17 protein-coding genes are annotated in these 14,316 nt (G+C 34.5%); 10 read left to right on the forward strand and 7 right to left on the reverse strand.

The genetic code is table 11. From position 1 onward, the window contains the following. Positions 1–541 precede the first annotated feature (541 nt). The 10 genes from CIK00_RS19305 to CIK00_RS19345 all read left to right on the forward strand — a co-directional run bounded on the left by CIK00_RS19305 (position 542) and on the right by CIK00_RS19345 (position 6,615). The gene (locus CIK00_RS19305) at positions 542–1,207 is read left to right on the forward strand and encodes a ParA family protein (RefSeq protein WP_065208431.1); all 666 of its coding nucleotides are present in this window, start codon (positions 542–544) and stop codon (positions 1,205–1,207) included. After that, positions 1,207–1,563 (forward strand): hypothetical protein, encoded by a 357-nt coding sequence (locus CIK00_RS19310; RefSeq protein WP_065208430.1) that lies wholly within the window; start codon positions 1,207–1,209, stop codon positions 1,561–1,563. Before CIK00_RS19305 ends, CIK00_RS19310 begins: the two co-directional genes overlap by 1 nt. A gap of 73 nt (positions 1,564–1,636) precedes the next feature. Then, a complete protein-coding gene (locus tag CIK00_RS19315) occupies positions 1,637–2,605 on the forward strand; it encodes a hypothetical protein (protein ID WP_065208429.1) in 969 nt (322 codons plus the stop codon). 52 nt (positions 2,606–2,657) lie between these two features. After that, complete coding sequence (locus tag CIK00_RS21370; protein ID WP_156731387.1) at positions 2,658–2,807, forward strand: hypothetical protein; 150 nt, start codon at positions 2,658–2,660, stop codon at positions 2,805–2,807. Between the two features lie 85 nt (positions 2,808–2,892). Continuing rightward, positions 2,893–3,162 carry a hypothetical protein gene (locus CIK00_RS19320; protein ID WP_065208428.1) on the forward strand — a complete coding sequence of 90 codons (270 nt, stop codon included), beginning with the start codon at positions 2,893–2,895 and terminating at the stop codon, positions 3,160–3,162. A gap of 496 nt (positions 3,163–3,658) precedes the next feature. Next, positions 3,659–4,645 carry an ArdC family protein gene (locus CIK00_RS19325; protein WP_101770222.1) on the forward strand — a complete coding sequence of 329 codons (987 nt, stop codon included), beginning with the start codon at positions 3,659–3,661 and terminating at the stop codon, positions 4,643–4,645. 389 nt (positions 4,646–5,034) lie between these two features. Beyond that, the gene (locus CIK00_RS19330) at positions 5,035–5,247 is read left to right on the forward strand and encodes a hypothetical protein (RefSeq protein ID WP_065208462.1); all 213 of its coding nucleotides are present in this window, start codon (positions 5,035–5,037) and stop codon (positions 5,245–5,247) included. 51 nt (positions 5,248–5,298) lie between these two features. After that, positions 5,299–5,727, forward strand: coding sequence for a hypothetical protein (locus CIK00_RS19335; protein WP_065208461.1), 429 nt, complete (start codon positions 5,299–5,301; stop codon positions 5,725–5,727). A 156-nt stretch (positions 5,728–5,883) separates the two neighbouring features. Continuing rightward, positions 5,884–6,165, forward strand: a complete 282-nt coding sequence (locus CIK00_RS19340; protein WP_167388586.1) for a hypothetical protein — start codon at positions 5,884–5,886, stop codon at positions 6,163–6,165. Between the two features lie 9 nt (positions 6,166–6,174). Then, positions 6,175–6,615 (forward strand): hypothetical protein, encoded by a 441-nt coding sequence (locus tag CIK00_RS19345; RefSeq protein ID WP_065208459.1) that lies wholly within the window; start codon positions 6,175–6,177, stop codon positions 6,613–6,615. On the opposite strand, the gene CIK00_RS19350 is transcribed toward CIK00_RS19345, so the two are convergent. The 7 genes from CIK00_RS19350 to CIK00_RS19380 form a co-directional block, all read right to left on the reverse strand. After that, the gene (locus CIK00_RS19350) at positions 6,612–7,733 is read right to left on the reverse strand and encodes a TrbL/VirB6 family protein (RefSeq protein ID WP_065208458.1); all 1,122 of its coding nucleotides are present in this window, start codon (positions 7,731–7,733) and stop codon (positions 6,612–6,614) included. The genes CIK00_RS19345 and CIK00_RS19350 overlap by 4 nt on opposite strands. Before the next feature lie 9 nt (positions 7,734–7,742). Further along, positions 7,743–8,489 (reverse strand): type IV secretion system protein, encoded by a 747-nt coding sequence (locus tag CIK00_RS19355; RefSeq protein WP_065208457.1) that lies wholly within the window; start codon positions 8,487–8,489, stop codon positions 7,743–7,745. A 77-nt stretch (positions 8,490–8,566) separates the two neighbouring features. Continuing rightward, the gene (locus tag CIK00_RS19360; RefSeq protein ID WP_065208456.1) at positions 8,567–9,094 is read right to left on the reverse strand and encodes a hypothetical protein; all 528 of its coding nucleotides are present in this window, start codon (positions 9,092–9,094) and stop codon (positions 8,567–8,569) included. Then, the gene (gene stbB, locus CIK00_RS19365; protein WP_065208455.1) at positions 9,087–9,794 is read right to left on the reverse strand and encodes a StbB family protein; all 708 of its coding nucleotides are present in this window, start codon (positions 9,792–9,794) and stop codon (positions 9,087–9,089) included. Before stbB ends, CIK00_RS19360 begins: the two co-directional genes overlap by 8 nt. After that, positions 9,791–10,426: a hypothetical protein gene (locus CIK00_RS19370; protein ID WP_101770223.1), complete on the reverse strand. Its 636-nt coding sequence runs from the start codon at positions 10,424–10,426 to the stop codon at positions 9,791–9,793. The genes stbB and CIK00_RS19370 overlap by 4 nt, the downstream gene beginning before the upstream one ends. A gap of 240 nt (positions 10,427–10,666) precedes the next feature. Then, entirely contained in the window at positions 10,667–13,939 is a 3,273-nt protein-coding gene (locus CIK00_RS19375) for an LPD7 domain-containing protein (RefSeq protein WP_065208453.1), read from the reverse strand. Continuing rightward, positions 13,933–14,289, reverse strand: coding sequence for a plasmid mobilization protein (locus CIK00_RS19380; RefSeq protein WP_065208452.1), 357 nt, complete (start codon positions 14,287–14,289; stop codon positions 13,933–13,935). The genes CIK00_RS19375 and CIK00_RS19380 overlap by 7 nt, the downstream gene beginning before the upstream one ends. Positions 14,290–14,316: the final 27 nt, after the last annotated feature.

Genomic DNA, 14,316 nt, shown 5'->3' on the forward strand with positions numbered 1-14,316 from the left:
GAGCACCCGCGCTGATTATACATTAACTCGCCTATCCCCTATCATTTTTTTGTCATTTCGTTCTAAACCCATAAATTAAGTAAATTTTTGCTTTTTGGCCTCTATTAAACATAATAGGTATATCGCGCACCCGTGAACACTGTTCAATTGAAATTACCACCCCTAACCTCCAAAAACACACCTTTACCCTCCAAAAACTGTCTATATTTTTTGTGACTAAGTTGTTAACCAAAACTAACGATCTACTTTCAGCCTAAAATAGCTACCTAAGTATTGAAAGTTCGTGTTTTCTATTTTGTTATCTTTAAATTAAGACGTTATTGGATAACTGTTAGCTATCTAATATAGTAGATAACTGTTAGGTAACTATTGGATATTGATATATAATAGTTACCTGTTAGATAGAACTTAGTTATCTTTATATTGCACCAATAAATGGTAACTATAAGTTAACTGTTGGTTATCTAAAACATATACATATTATACTGATAACTAATAGTTAATATTTAGCTATCTATTGGTTATCTATTGAGGTCTAAATATGCCAGTTATTGTTTTTGCTTCTAGTAAAGGTGGGGCAGGTAAATCTACTGCTTGTGTTCTAGTTGGATCTGAATTAGCAAGGCAAGGGTTAGATAAAAATATCAGAGTTGCTTTATTGGACGCTGATCCAAATAGTCATAGTTCTGGCTGGGCGATACTTGATGGTTGTCCTCGGAATATAGAAATAATGAATAATTTGAATGAGAATAATATTCTTGATGCTATCGATTTAGCAAAAAAAACATGTCCTTTTGTTTTAATTGATTTAGAGGGCGTATCAAGTAACACCGTAACATTTGCTATTTCACAGGCAGACTTAGTTATTATTCCTTGCCAACCATCTCAAAATGATGCGAAAGAAGCTGTTAAAACTCTTAAAATGGTAAAAAATAGTTCTCGATTGATCAGTAAAAATATTCCGTCATGGATATTATTTACACGATTAAGTGCTGCGATTGTTACTAAAACTAGCCGCAGTCTTCTTTCTGATTTTAAGGCCGCTAATGTAAATGTTTTCAGTACATCACTTATAGATCGAGAAGTATTTAGATCTATTTTTTCTTTTGGCGGAACGATTGATAAATTTAAAAATTTTGAGAAAGCACAAGTTAATGTTAATTCGTTAGTGTCTGAAATTAAAAATATACTTAAAAAGGGTAAATGATGAATAAAAGAGTATCACTAGGCTTAGATGATGATATTGATTTATCAGAGTTAATCCCTAAGTATAATGAGAAAACAAGTCCAATGACTCAACAGCAAAAAGATATTCTATTATCTGAAGGGGCTAAGCATGGATTTGTTAGTCGAGAGCCGACAGTCCAACGTAGAAGACGTGTTTCGCCATATACTGCTCAATTCGGTGGGAAATGTCGTCCAGCAGTTAAAGTTCTTTTTCAAGAAGCTAGTACTCGTATGAATTGTTATGACACGATTACTCTTGAAAAAGCAATTGAAGCATTATTAGAAAAAGAAAATTACATTGATTTATTAGATGAATTTAGAAAAATAGTAAAATAGTAAAAAGCCTCAAGATCACGTTGCAGGGAACCTTGAGGCTTAGTGTGAATCTAATTATAGGAAAAACTCACAAATGAACCATACTATTATTAAGCTGATTTGCATAGTGCTATCAGTCGCTACCGCTTGCCTGTCAGCTACGTTAACAACAAAATTCATGTTCAGTATTGGTACTGATATGGGTTCACCTATATTAATGGCAGCTTTGGGGCTTTTACTCGATCTCGCTAAATGTGCTACTCCCCTTTTTGTACTGTTCCTTTGGTCACAAAAAATGCGCCTTGCTTCGGTGTTTGCTTTAGTTCTTAGTATGACATTAAGCGCGGTTTCATTTTCAGCGTCAGTGGCGGCCTTAGAGTCAGGTGTAGTGGCTAATGCTCAAAACTCAGTAAGCTACCAACGTATTGAATCTCAAATTACAGATTACCGTGATCAAGTGATTGAGTTGCGCCAGTTGGCTAAACGCCAACAAGCGGCAAAACAAATTACTAAATCTCAAAATACTTTATCTCAAATACCTACCCTATTAACTCGTATTGACGAGCTATCTAACCAACAAGCTAACTTTACAGGTAGTGAGTCTGTTGTATCTAAATACGGCATGATGATTTCTTACGTGACGGCATTAGCTCTTGAATTACTATCGTGGCTCTTTGTGTGTGTGTCATTTGCTCTAAATAAAGTGAAACACAGTTGTTCACAGTTAAGTACAGTCGTACACAGTCAGCAAAATATGCGTGTGCAACATACTGATTTAACAACTGAACACAGTCAAACACAAACACAGTCGTTCACACTCGATACACAGTTGATCGCAGTTAATGATGGTTATTTTAATAATGAGTGTGAAAAAGCTAAGTGTGATTCACAGTTATATTTTGATATTCGTGATGCAATTCTTGCGAAGGGCGTAAAACCGTCTTTTCGTGGTGTGACGCAACAATTTAAAGGCGTGAGTCGTGGCCTGATTGCTAATGTTCTTACTGATTTGCATGAAACAGGTTTTCTGAAAAATTATCGTAAAGGCTATGCGTTTGCATAATAGGGTAGAGTCACATTCTTAATTTACTGAATAATCAAAGGAGATATAAATAATGACTTTTGATCTAATTTTTTACATTAATTCTAGAGTTGCTCAATTACATGAAGATAAAAAAGGCCAAACGATGGAAGTGAAAGAAGTCATTAATAATGCTATTTATGAGCTGGAAAAATTAAAAGAGGCAGCAATTAAAAATATATAGTGTATGAAATGGCTATGTGTGTATAAAATAGTCACTGTCTTAGTTGTAGACGTATGTTTTTATTTGTAGATATAACGGTAACTCTATGTTAAATAATGTTTTACTTAAATATATTGATGCGTATTTACTGATTTTTGGTGAGATTAATACGCATGTGATGATGCAAAAATTTGATATTTGTCGAGCTAAAGCAAGTCGTGTTTTCACTATATATAGGGAGGGGAGGCCAACGAATATGCGCTATGATAGCTCAAGAAAATGCTATGTAAAAGGCTTTGTATTTGAGCCTATTCATTTGAAAGATGAAAGTGCCACTCGATTTTTAGCCGCTATTGATACTGTTTTTACAGATTAATGCCTTTGCAGCACCCCTACGGGGCAACCACGCTACGCTTGCCCTATTTCACACGCGCCCCATCACATGTTCCATGCTCGTATTGCTAGTGAAACTCAGCCAGCAAGCTGTCTTCACCAAAGGTCAGGTCAGGGCTAAACAGCAACAGCATTCAAATGGACCAGGAGTAATTTGTTTTTCCTCGCAAGCGAGGACAAATTATTCTTGGTCTATTTTCATTAACAGCATTTATTCTCCTGCCGTCGAAACACAAAGCAGAGCTTTCACTTCTATCTGATAAGTGCTTGTAATCGCGTTTATCTGCCTCGTTAGTCATTGTTCATCATTTTGGGCGTTTCCATCTTCAATCGCTTTCTTCCTTTGACCGTCACCCACCACAACCTAATTATCAAGGGTATATAAACGCTACGCGCCCTTGCTAATTAGAACGATGGTGTGTGCTTGGTCAGTCAGGCGATGACGAAGATGAAAACTTAAACCAAAAGGACTCACGACCATGACAAACTCAACAGCTAATCACTCAACAATCACTAATCAGTTAAAAGCGACCAAGGTTTCGCCCTTGGAGTCGAAGGACTCCAACAAAAATGAATCTTCTAAGAGCAAAAGCAAGGGTAAAAAACGTGTCGCTAAAGTGTCTAGAGATATGTATCAAATAGTCACTGATCGTATTATTAAAGCCTTAGAAAGTGGGGTGAAGCCTTGGGCGTGTCCGTGGGATAGAACACAGCAATGTGACATGTTACCTATGAATTTTAAGACCAAGGCACAATATTCTGGCGTAAATATATTGTTACTTTGGTCTGAAACCGTCATAAAAGGTTACTCTAGCCCGTATTGGTTAACTTATAAACAAGCGGTAGAGCTTGGTGGTAATGTGATTAAAGGGCAAAAAGGAACGGAGATTATTTTCTATAAAATGTGGGAAAAGAAGAACGAGCAAGGAGAAGAAGAAAAAATTCCAATGTTAAGATCTTTTGTCGTTTTTAACCTAGATCAAATTGAAAATATCGAAAAACCCGTAGTAACAGTCAGTGAAGAACGCATCAAAAATGACGAGTTTGAAATTCTTCCTTATGTTGATAATGCAATTTTAAATACAGGTGCAGTGATTAATCATTTAGGTATTCGAGCGTTCTACGCACCAGGTCAAGATACAATCACAATGCCAACACAAGATCGCTTTACTTCATCAAGTGATTATTACGCTACTTTGCTACATGAATTAACTCACTGGACAGCTCATAAGAGCCGTTTAGATCGTAAGCTAACGGGTAGCTTTGGCACTAAAGATTACGCCTTTGAGGAGCTGGTAGCAGAGTTAGGGGCTGCGTTTTGTTGTGCTGATTTAAACGTGTTCGGTAATATTCAACATGAGAGTTATATAGCGTCATGGCTTAAAGCACTTAATAACGATAAAAAATACATATTTAAAGCGGCAAGTCTTGCTAGTAAAGCACATCAATTTTTACTGAAAAAATAAGAATAATTCGAGGTGATTTAATTACCTCGAATTATTCCGCTTTCGATTTTACTCGGCAAGCTCCTAAAATCGAATGTAGACGCACTTTGATTCTTTCTTTTGTCATTCGACAGGAAAAGCCGGTGTTTATTTCCAACCTCAGCAAAAAGCGAGCCTAGTAGGGGTGAGGGGAGAATTCAATTTATATATGGGAAAACTACGCGCCAGATTGATTATTGTGATTATTTGTTATGTTAGTGGGTGGCTTGTGCCTCGGTCACAAGTGACCTTATTAGAATATTAATCAATCAAAATGATTGTTTTAAGTATTAAATCAATCATTTTGGTAGTATAATGTGTTCGTACCAAGGAAAAATGGTATTAGATCATTTTAGGTACAAGGAGTATGTATGAAAGGTTTTCTTTTTGTTGATGGTAATTGTCCTAATGCGAGTTTTTGGATAACTAAACAAGGTTCTATTTCTATGAAATATCATAAGGATCTTATTGGTTGTGTTGTTTTAGACCCTAAAAATCGTTCTGATTTACTTATTAAGATGATTTTAGAATCTAACCCAAAAGATATTATTTGGACGACTGAATACCTTAACAATTTAGGATAACTAATCAGGGGCAGGGATGCCCCATTTTTTGTTTTATAGGAGCTATTAATTATGCGTATTAATCCTCGATTATTTGATGAAGATACAGCAACTCAAAAAGAAATTTTAGAACATTTTGAGTATGAAAATGAACTTAGTCGTCGTCATTGTTCTTATGTTCATTTTATGTCGGAACTGTTTAAATCTCCTGATTCTTATCGTTCTATAGATGATCCAAAATATAGACAACCAACAGGAAATGAAATTAAAGAGGTGTTCGAACATTTAGCTTCATTACATAGTAAGAGTGTTGTTTGTAAAATGTTGGGGATTAAAAGTAAAACGAATCCAACACAAACTATTAATCGTTGGATTAGTGAAGAATCTGAAATTCCCTATAGTGCATGGCGCATGTTATTGATTCTTGATGGCCGTGTAGTTCAAACTAATCGGTTAATTACGGCTGATGGTGATAAACCATGGACTAAGTTTTACGAATGAGTTACCGAGCTTGTTTACTTATCCACATGAGGAAAGTGGAGACATTAAAACGATCGGAGCGTCCGATTGTGGGTAAGTAAATAAGCGATATCTACCACCGTTTAATTTTACTCGACAAGCTCCTAAAATTAATAAATATAACGTTAAGGGAATACAATGCGATTTATAATTTCAGTTGGAAGATATTGTTTATTTATGACGTTTTATTTATTGCGTCCTGTTTTCCGTTTTATTTTACAGTTACTTTCAACGGGGTGCTTATTAGCTGGTTTAGTTATGCCTTTTGTTATTTATTATCAACAAACAAATATACTTCATGCATTTGGTTGGTCACTGTTCTTAATTGTTGGTATATTATTTTCAGCTATTTTACTTGGTTATGATGCATTTTTATTAAAAATCGCACCATATAATCTTGATATATATCTTCCAATGTAGGTAATCAAAATGAAATTAAAAAATTTACTTATCATAAGCGCATTAACATCCTTGTCATGCTTTTCAATTGCAGCTAATGCTTCATGGTTCTCCTCTGATGCAGATAACAATAAAATTCCAACAACATTAGAGGGCTTATTGGCCGTGTCTGAAACTCACGTATTTACTAAATTTCAGTTTGGTTCATTATCTGAAAAATTAGATGGTGAGTATGCCGTTATTATTAGCAATAAAGTATTAGCTATTCCTGTCTCTGAAATGAAGCCGAGTAATCATATTGCTGTCAACCTATGCCGTAATGCCATTAATGCGACAATGATGCCGTGGCTTTTACCTATCCCTAATTTAACAGAAAGTGAAAGATTTAATGCTGGCATACGATTAACAGCTAATGTTCGTAATCATTGTGGCGGTAATAAAATTCAAATTAATTCTAATACTGCATCTTAATGATTATCTTTGTTTTTTTGTCTTTGTTTATTAATTTCTGCAATACGACTTGTTGTTGCATCAATAGGTTTCGGTTTTTTTGATGTTGAATGGGTACTGTTTGGATTAGCAACTTGATCACCTCGTGCGTTATATTTTGCAATTAATGATTGTGTAATACTTTTTGCCGCCCAACTTGTCGGGGCGGTAATTGGTGTTGCTGCAATTTTTCCTGCTTTTGCTGTTAATACGGCATGTTTTAAACTAGCCGCTGCATTTTGTGTAATGTCTGATAATTGTAAAACTCCTGTTGCAAATCCTCCTGCTAAACTTCCCGCCATTCCACTGACTTGTCCAAGTACCCACCATAATATCCAACCTAAAATAAGTAATTGTGCCGATAGTCCATAAGGATTTAATGTATTGTCTAAGGGATTATTACCAACCCATGTTGAAAAGATAGTTGTCATAAAGGTAACAACGGCAAAGGCTAAAACAAGTTTAAAACTCATTTCTAACATTTTACTTACCCATGCATCAAAAACTTTTTTTGATGCCGGAAACATCGCAAAAATGAAACAAATAGGAGCGATAACAAAAAGCATTGTAACTAAAAATTGTGTACCAATGATCAATGTGGCTGCCTGAATAAGTAAGGGTAAATAAGCAACTAGGATAGAAATAAGAGCTAACAACCATCCCCATGTACTGCCATGGAAAAATTGCCATTGATCATTACAGTAGGACATTTGTTCAATAGCCGTTGTTAAGGTTTCATCGAGTAATTGATAAATACCAGCACTATTACTTGATACACCACCTTGAACACTAGAGATAAGAGCAACATTTAATGCTTCGATTCCTCCTTGAATATATGTTGTGAAATGCACAACATTTAAAGCAAAGTAAGTGATAACTGTGATTTTCAGTACAGTCATTAAATAGTCTCTAAAATATTGTTCCGTTTGTCCTATAAGTATTAAATATCCTTTCCAAAGTAAATAAATAGTAATAAGACTATAAACAGGAACAGTGAAGACATTAATAAACCCATTTATTGACTGTAAAATGACTTGATCCATAACAATCGAGAGTTGCTTACCGAGCCATTGAAAAATGATAACGCCATTAGAATTCATTGTTATGCCTTAAAATTGAATAGTGATATTTGGAGTGGGATTTGAATACTTACGAGAGTTGAATATAGCGTTAGCTTGTTGAGCAGCTTGGTATTCCAATAATTCGGTATTTCTTGCTTGTATCTGTTGTGCAAGTTTAAGTTTATTGGCTTCATTTTGAATTAAGCCATTTTCTGCTGCGATACGCGCATTTACTTCTGCTATTTCTTTAGGATTTTGAGTTTTATTAATTTGATTCATTAAGCCTTGAATTTGCTGTGTTCGTTTTTGAGATTTCACATAAGCCTGTTGGCTATCAGTTTGTGATTGAGCAATTGAGCCAATACGAGCTTGATAATTAATTCGTTGTACTTGAGAAAGAACAGGCGATGTTGTTAGTCCAAATTGTTGTAATGCTTGGTTCGCAGTAGGGGATAAGGCCGCTAATCCCTGATTATTTAAGTCTTTGAATGTTTGCTCCCAATTTAAGGGTAAAAAATTGTGTAACTGTGGATCATTGAAGATATTGCCTAGCATCGCGTTACCTGTTTGCGCTGCATACATTCGTAACTGCTGTTCGTATTGATTTTTAAGTTGTGTCCAATTTTTCAGTAATTGAGCGTAATTTTTAATATCTTGAGCATGATTAATAACTTGGTTAATTTGAGCTGGAATATCAGCATCAATTAAAACAGGAAAACCAGCAAAAGCCGATAAACTAAAGGTACTACTGCACAACATAGCTAAAGCTATGACTGTTTTTTTTGATTTTTTCATAATAATTTACTTGTTGTTCGTGGGGCCAAAAATACCAGGACAAAAAGCACGTCTTGGTATTTTTGGCCCACTTGGATTTAGTGAGAAATTAAGACAAGATAAGCGGCTGTGGCTCCAACTATTGCGCCAATACTCGCTGCTATAGCACTTAATTGTATCCATGTACTACGAGTTGTAATTACAGGAATAAGTGCTGCTTTTCGATGCGCATCATCAAGTGATTGTGTGATGATGTTTTGTAGTTCAACACTGGCGATATGACGTAATTCTTTTGTTGTTTGTTCCGTTATTGAATGTGTCTGTTGAGTGTAATGTTGATATAGTCGTTCAACGCGATCACAATAAGCTGATTCAGATGATTTAATTAAACTATCTGAATCTTCTTTAATAAGTAGAATACTTAAATTTAATTCACGTAGATTATTACTGACTTCTTTTTGAAGTTGACGAACAATATCTGCTATTTTTAGAGTTTCATCATATGCACCATGCCAATATGCTTCCTTATATGAACGTGGTGAGTTTGAATAAATATCAAGATTATTATCGTCGGGTTCTGATTCATCAATGAAATCTGATTCATCATCATATCCAGTGTTATTCATTATTAGTTACACCATTAGGAAAAATAAGTGTAAACACATTGTCTAAATTTTCTTTAACACCTCTCGCTAATGCTTTAGTTGCATATTTTTGAGTAAGTAAAGAGCGATTTACACGATCTTTTTCTGCTCGTGCAAGCTGTCGATAATCAGTAGGATCATCAGCTAAGTCGCTAATTGATACATTTAATTCAGTTAATCGAGAGAAAAGTTCATTAAGATAAATAACGGCATGTTCATTAATAGTAACCTTTTTTTCCATACGAAATAATTCATAAAAACAGTCACTAATAATATCATCATCAGATATTTTATTGAAAATAATACAAATACGATCTTTGGGTATGTTCATATCAGATAGCTGACTAATAATAGAGATAGTATCGTTTATCTGTTTAATTTCATTAACAGTAGGAACAATGAATAAATCTATATCATCCTCGGTTCCTTTGAATTTTTTCATTTTAGCCAGAAATGATTCAATATTTGATGAACCTATATCTAATACGGCATTATCAAAATCAAATATTTTATCAATTATCTTGTCAAATTGATTACCTTTTAATTTTTCATTATCTGTACCATCATCATTAATGCTTTCTACTGCAATGATTTCACAATCAGCAATACGTGGCTTTAATAATTGATTAGCAATGATTGACTTACCCACATTACCTGAATTGTTTACGATAGCAATTTTCATTTCTTCTTACTCCTGATTTTATATTCATTGTGATGTTGTCTAAATAGTATTGATGTTTTATTTGAAATAACTCGAATATCTTGTATTGAATTGGTTAAATGTTTAATCTCATTAATATCACCACCCATTACTTGAAATTCCCATTTCACATCTTTATTTGATTTGTATATGTCCATGATTAGCTCCCATTCATTAGCCCAATCATCAGGCGTATAATGAGATTTATCTATATCATTTCTTTGCAATGGTGACAGTGTAACATCGAATAATTTCCCATTATCAGCTACAGTAGATTGTTTAATCTCGTTCTGATTATGGACTGACTTTATTATGGGTTTTACAGATGACTTTATTTTATTATTATTGGCTCTGTTCCTTAATTGAATACCTTTTTCTTTTCGTATTTTAGATAATGTTGCAGTAAATACATTATAAGAAATGTTACCAATATCATTTTTAATGGATTCGTAAATATATTCAACTTTTACTTTGGATTTTCTTATGCTTTCAATGTCATCAAATAATGTTCTAATCGTGTTTATGATGGTTTCATTAATTTGGTCAGTAGCATGAATTTTTTTTAATGCATTTAAATTGGATTTTGCATTTTCAATGTTACTTTTACTGGCCATTTGTTATTTTCCTTTAGATTGTTTCTCTGGTTGCCTCTTTTTCCTTTTTTAAGCGTTGTAATGAGTTGTAACGCGTTGCAATAGGTTGTAAAGAGTTGCAACGCGTTGTAAGAGGTTGCAAGGAATCGAGTGTAAAAAGACAGGCACAACAGGGACGTTAACGCGACGGTACTCCGTACCTGCTCAACATCCCATGTGCCAAAGGGTAAACCCTTTGAAACCCTGATGAACGCTGAAAAGTTAGCGTTCCATATTTGGTGTCTCTTTTATTGTTTGTTGCTGCGGTTGTTGTGGCTCATGAACCTCTTTTTTTGCTTGAATAATATTATCAACACGTTGATAGTCATGTTGACGTTCAATGAGTTTATCCATCATAGCTTTATCAGTTAACTGAATATCAAGACCATTTTTAGCAATAATATTAATCACTTGATCTTTATATTGTTCACTGCCTTTAATATCTAATTCCTTACCGTATTTTTCAATAGAAAGCAGTAAAGCCATTTCAATCGACTTTTCAGATTTATCAATAACTTTAATATTATCACCACGATCAATGATTAATTTGTTAAATTTATCTTTGCCATTATCAGTAACCGTCTTTTCAAAATAAGTAATGTGTTTATTCTTATCATTTTCTTTATAATGAATATCACCAAATCCTTGATGATTAAAGTCACGCTTAATCGGCGGATATTTACGTTCATTGTTTATTGGTGTTTCTGGTTGTATTGGTTTGTTATTAATAGGAGGTGATTGTGGTTTTTCATTACTTGTATCTTGCTTTATTTCTTTTGTTTTTGCTGGTTCAATTGTTAACGTTGGCTCTGGCTTAATCCCTTCTTGTTCAAAATACAGTTTTTTCATTGCTTTAAATACCTCGGGCATCTTCATGTCGGTATTTTCTTTTATTACTGTTTGGAGGGCTTTCTCTTTTCCCTCGATAACTATTTTCTCACCATTTTTAGTTTGTACAATATTATCAGTGGTAATACCTTTGTCTTTCAATTCTGGAATAGCATTAATAATATTGATCGCTTTTAGATGTCGATTTAATTCAGCTAATGTCGGTGCTTGTGGATCAACAACAGGGTTAATGGTTGATAATTCAACGGATGTTTCATTAATTTGTTTATCTACAGTATAGAGGTTGATTTTTCGCTCTTTCCCTTCATGAATAATGGTGTCTGTCCGTTTGTTTAATTGAATGTTGTCACCTTGCTTAATATCTTTTAATTTTAACGTATTTTCTAAATTCAATCCCCACTCTTTTGTTTGTATACCTTCTTTTTCTAAGGTGACAAAATAACTTTTCCGTATTTTACCGTTTACAGTTAATTCACCTTTTCCATGCTCAATGACTTTACCTGTAAGGTTTTTTTCTCTTGATAAAGAAAATTCTTTTTTATTCCCAGTGACCAATTTATTCGTTTTACTGTCTTTAAATGAAAATGGCTTCATTTCATAAGACAAATTAATATCATCATTAGGTTTTAACGTTGGGTTTTCTTTCAGTATACGTTTTAAATCTGCGCCATATACTTTTTCTTCTTTATCACCTGTATTAATTTTCATATAAGGTGTCGGCTTTTTATTAGGTTGCGGTGATTGACCTTTTTGTGTGTAAATATCTTCACCTGCTTCAATGAATTGTCCTTTTATACTTGGCATCGTTATTTCCTCTTTATATATATTGACCGTATTCGCCAATGAAAATCGTTCTTGTTGGATTTGTACTTTTAACTTCATATCTTCCAGCACTTTATTGAGTGTTGAAATAGAAATGAGGGTTTTACGTTCTTGAGCGGATAATGATTTATCGTTATAGACAAAACGTTTTGTCTTATTTAATTCAATCTTATTTTGAGTACGTCGAAATTGTTCAGATTGTAATTGTTGTTGCCATTGTGGAGCAATGGCGGGTTTGATTTCTAAATGCTGTTGGCGTTGATGTTCATCTAATAAATATTGCCGTGTTTCCTTCCACGATAAATTCATTTCTTTAGTCATAAAATCAGAAACGTTTAATTGTCGAGAGCCACAGAGAACACGATCACCTTGAGGTGTTGAAGTAATTGGGTATTTTTCAACAATAATACCGTGGGTATCTTGTAAGCTTTTTAATAGCGTCTTTGCATCAAGTGATTTTTTTAATTGATAAAAATCAGGTTCATTAAGATCTATTACATCAACAAGGGCTTGACTGGTTCGGTCGTTTCGTCGTTCTCGTTGTCGGACGACTGGAATGACAACATCCCCTTGATCTGTTCGGTGTTGCTGTAAATTGGTAATAATAGTTCGGAGATGTCGTCGAGCAAGGTGCTCTCGTGCTCCTGATCCAATGTTTCCACTATGCTGCTTAATGCGCTCAATATAATAAGCTGATTGTCGAGTATAGTTTTCTGATTCTTGAAGATAATGGTTAATTGTTCTTGAGGGTTGTCGAGAGGGAAGTTCAGCTCTAATTCGTTGGTTTCGCTCATGGTTATCTTCTTTTTTTTGTACTAAATAATTTAACTTATCTGTTGGTGTTAAGGTTTTAAAATGGTCACGATTACGTCTACCTATGTATCGAACCTCTGCCGCACCGTGTTGATGCCATTGCTTTAAATTTTGATGCTGTTTTGGCGTTGCTCGATAATGAGCGTGAGATTGCGGCTTAACATACTGTTGTGGTTGATGGATGGATAATTGAGCGTGTTTATCCGTGAGTGATTGAGCTAAAAAATCAGTACGAAAGACGGCTTCTTTTAAATTGACCCCTTTACCTTTGTTGTCCTTGAGTTTGATATTTAGATACGGGTTATCAGTTTTAGCGTTACGAACACGAACATCGAACCCTTGTTGTGTGAGTGTTTTGGTTAATGCCGTTAGAGATTGTATATTCGATGCCATAACCGTCTTAAACGCAGTTTCTTTTAGTGTCTTTCCTTGTCCTTCAAACGTATCACCTTTATGACGACTGACTATCTCACTGGATGTATTAAACGAGGTTCTTAAATTGACTTTAGGACTTGCTAGCCCATATTTTTCATTAATGACTTCATTGAATGCGTCAGTAAAATCTTTTTGTCGTTCTACTAACTCAAAGGGGTCTAATCGTTCGCCAGTAAGTAAATTAACTTTCGGAATAACAATATGAATATGTGGTTTACGCTCAATCAATTCGCCAGTACGTTTATCCTGAAGTGTTTTAATTTTGGGTAAATGTGCTTCACTATAAAAATGATATTCATCATTGTCATAGGCCGTCATAGCAAAGGCTTTGTATTCATCACTGATAGCTTGTAACACTTCGGGGGGAATGTGGTCTTCTTTAAAGGCTAACGTGATGTGTAGGTAACGTTCTGCTTGAGTATGGATACCTGCAATAACTTGTCGTGTTTGATCTAAATCACCGTCTAATATGACGCGTTCATCGAGTTCATCGCGTGTTTGTTCACGGTCTTTCTTTTCCCCAAACTCTAGATAATCCTCAACGCCACTATTTCCCCCTGATACACGCGCTAACACGACTCAATATAGGTATGTAATGCAATACGGATCAACTGTAATTCGCGTAATACTTGTAAACTCAATTTTTCATTCATATTGCCAGAGTTATGAGCAATATTGACGGATTTTGCTAATTGATTCATGTTGTTAGAGGTTTTATTGAATAGGTAAATGAGATTGCGCTTATCTTTACTCATGATTTCTTTTTGTACCACAAAGGTTTCATTATTCATGATGGCGGCTCTGAAATATTCAGAGATGGTTAAATTGGCTGAATCCGCTAATTTAACAAACTTATCGTATTCCTCTTCTGTTACTTTGCATCCGATTGTTTTTGTTTTATGAGTTAAAGGGGTATCGGTATCCATATATGTGAACTTTTTGATAAATTGACG

Origin of the sequence: Photobacterium carnosum (assembly GCF_002849605.1) — a bacterium.
Classification (GTDB): domain Bacteria; phylum Pseudomonadota; class Gammaproteobacteria; order Enterobacterales; family Vibrionaceae; genus Photobacterium; species Photobacterium carnosum.

Coding starts and splice junctions, on each gene's coding strand:
- CIK00_RS19305 (WP_065208431.1), top strand. CDS start 542: ATGCCAGTTATTGTTTTTGCTTCTAGTAAAGGTGGGGCAGGTAAATCT.
- CIK00_RS19310 (WP_065208430.1), top strand. CDS start 1,207: ATGAATAAAAGAGTATCACTAGGCTTAGATGATGATATTGATTTATCA.
- CIK00_RS19315 (WP_065208429.1), top strand. CDS start 1,637: ATGAACCATACTATTATTAAGCTGATTTGCATAGTGCTATCAGTCGCT.
- CIK00_RS21370 (WP_156731387.1), top strand. CDS start 2,658: ATGACTTTTGATCTAATTTTTTACATTAATTCTAGAGTTGCTCAATTA.
- CIK00_RS19320 (WP_065208428.1), top strand. CDS start 2,893: ATGTTAAATAATGTTTTACTTAAATATATTGATGCGTATTTACTGATT.
- CIK00_RS19325 (WP_101770222.1), top strand. CDS start 3,659: ATGACAAACTCAACAGCTAATCACTCAACAATCACTAATCAGTTAAAA.
- CIK00_RS19330 (WP_065208462.1), top strand. CDS start 5,035: ATGAAAGGTTTTCTTTTTGTTGATGGTAATTGTCCTAATGCGAGTTTT.
- CIK00_RS19335 (WP_065208461.1), top strand. CDS start 5,299: ATGCGTATTAATCCTCGATTATTTGATGAAGATACAGCAACTCAAAAA.
- CIK00_RS19340 (WP_167388586.1), top strand. CDS start 5,884: ATGCGATTTATAATTTCAGTTGGAAGATATTGTTTATTTATGACGTTT.
- CIK00_RS19345 (WP_065208459.1), top strand. CDS start 6,175: ATGAAATTAAAAAATTTACTTATCATAAGCGCATTAACATCCTTGTCA.
- CIK00_RS19350 (WP_065208458.1), bottom strand. CDS start 7,733: ATGAATTCTAATGGCGTTATCATTTTTCAATGGCTCGGTAAGCAACTC.
- CIK00_RS19355 (WP_065208457.1), bottom strand. CDS start 8,489: ATGAAAAAATCAAAAAAAACAGTCATAGCTTTAGCTATGTTGTGCAGT.
- CIK00_RS19360 (WP_065208456.1), bottom strand. CDS start 9,094: ATGAATAACACTGGATATGATGATGAATCAGATTTCATTGATGAATCA.
- stbB (WP_065208455.1), bottom strand. CDS start 9,794: ATGAAAATTGCTATCGTAAACAATTCAGGTAATGTGGGTAAGTCAATC.
- CIK00_RS19370 (WP_101770223.1), bottom strand. CDS start 10,426: ATGGCCAGTAAAAGTAACATTGAAAATGCAAAATCCAATTTAAATGCA.
- CIK00_RS19380 (WP_065208452.1), bottom strand. CDS start 14,289: ATGGATACCGATACCCCTTTAACTCATAAAACAAAAACAATCGGATGC.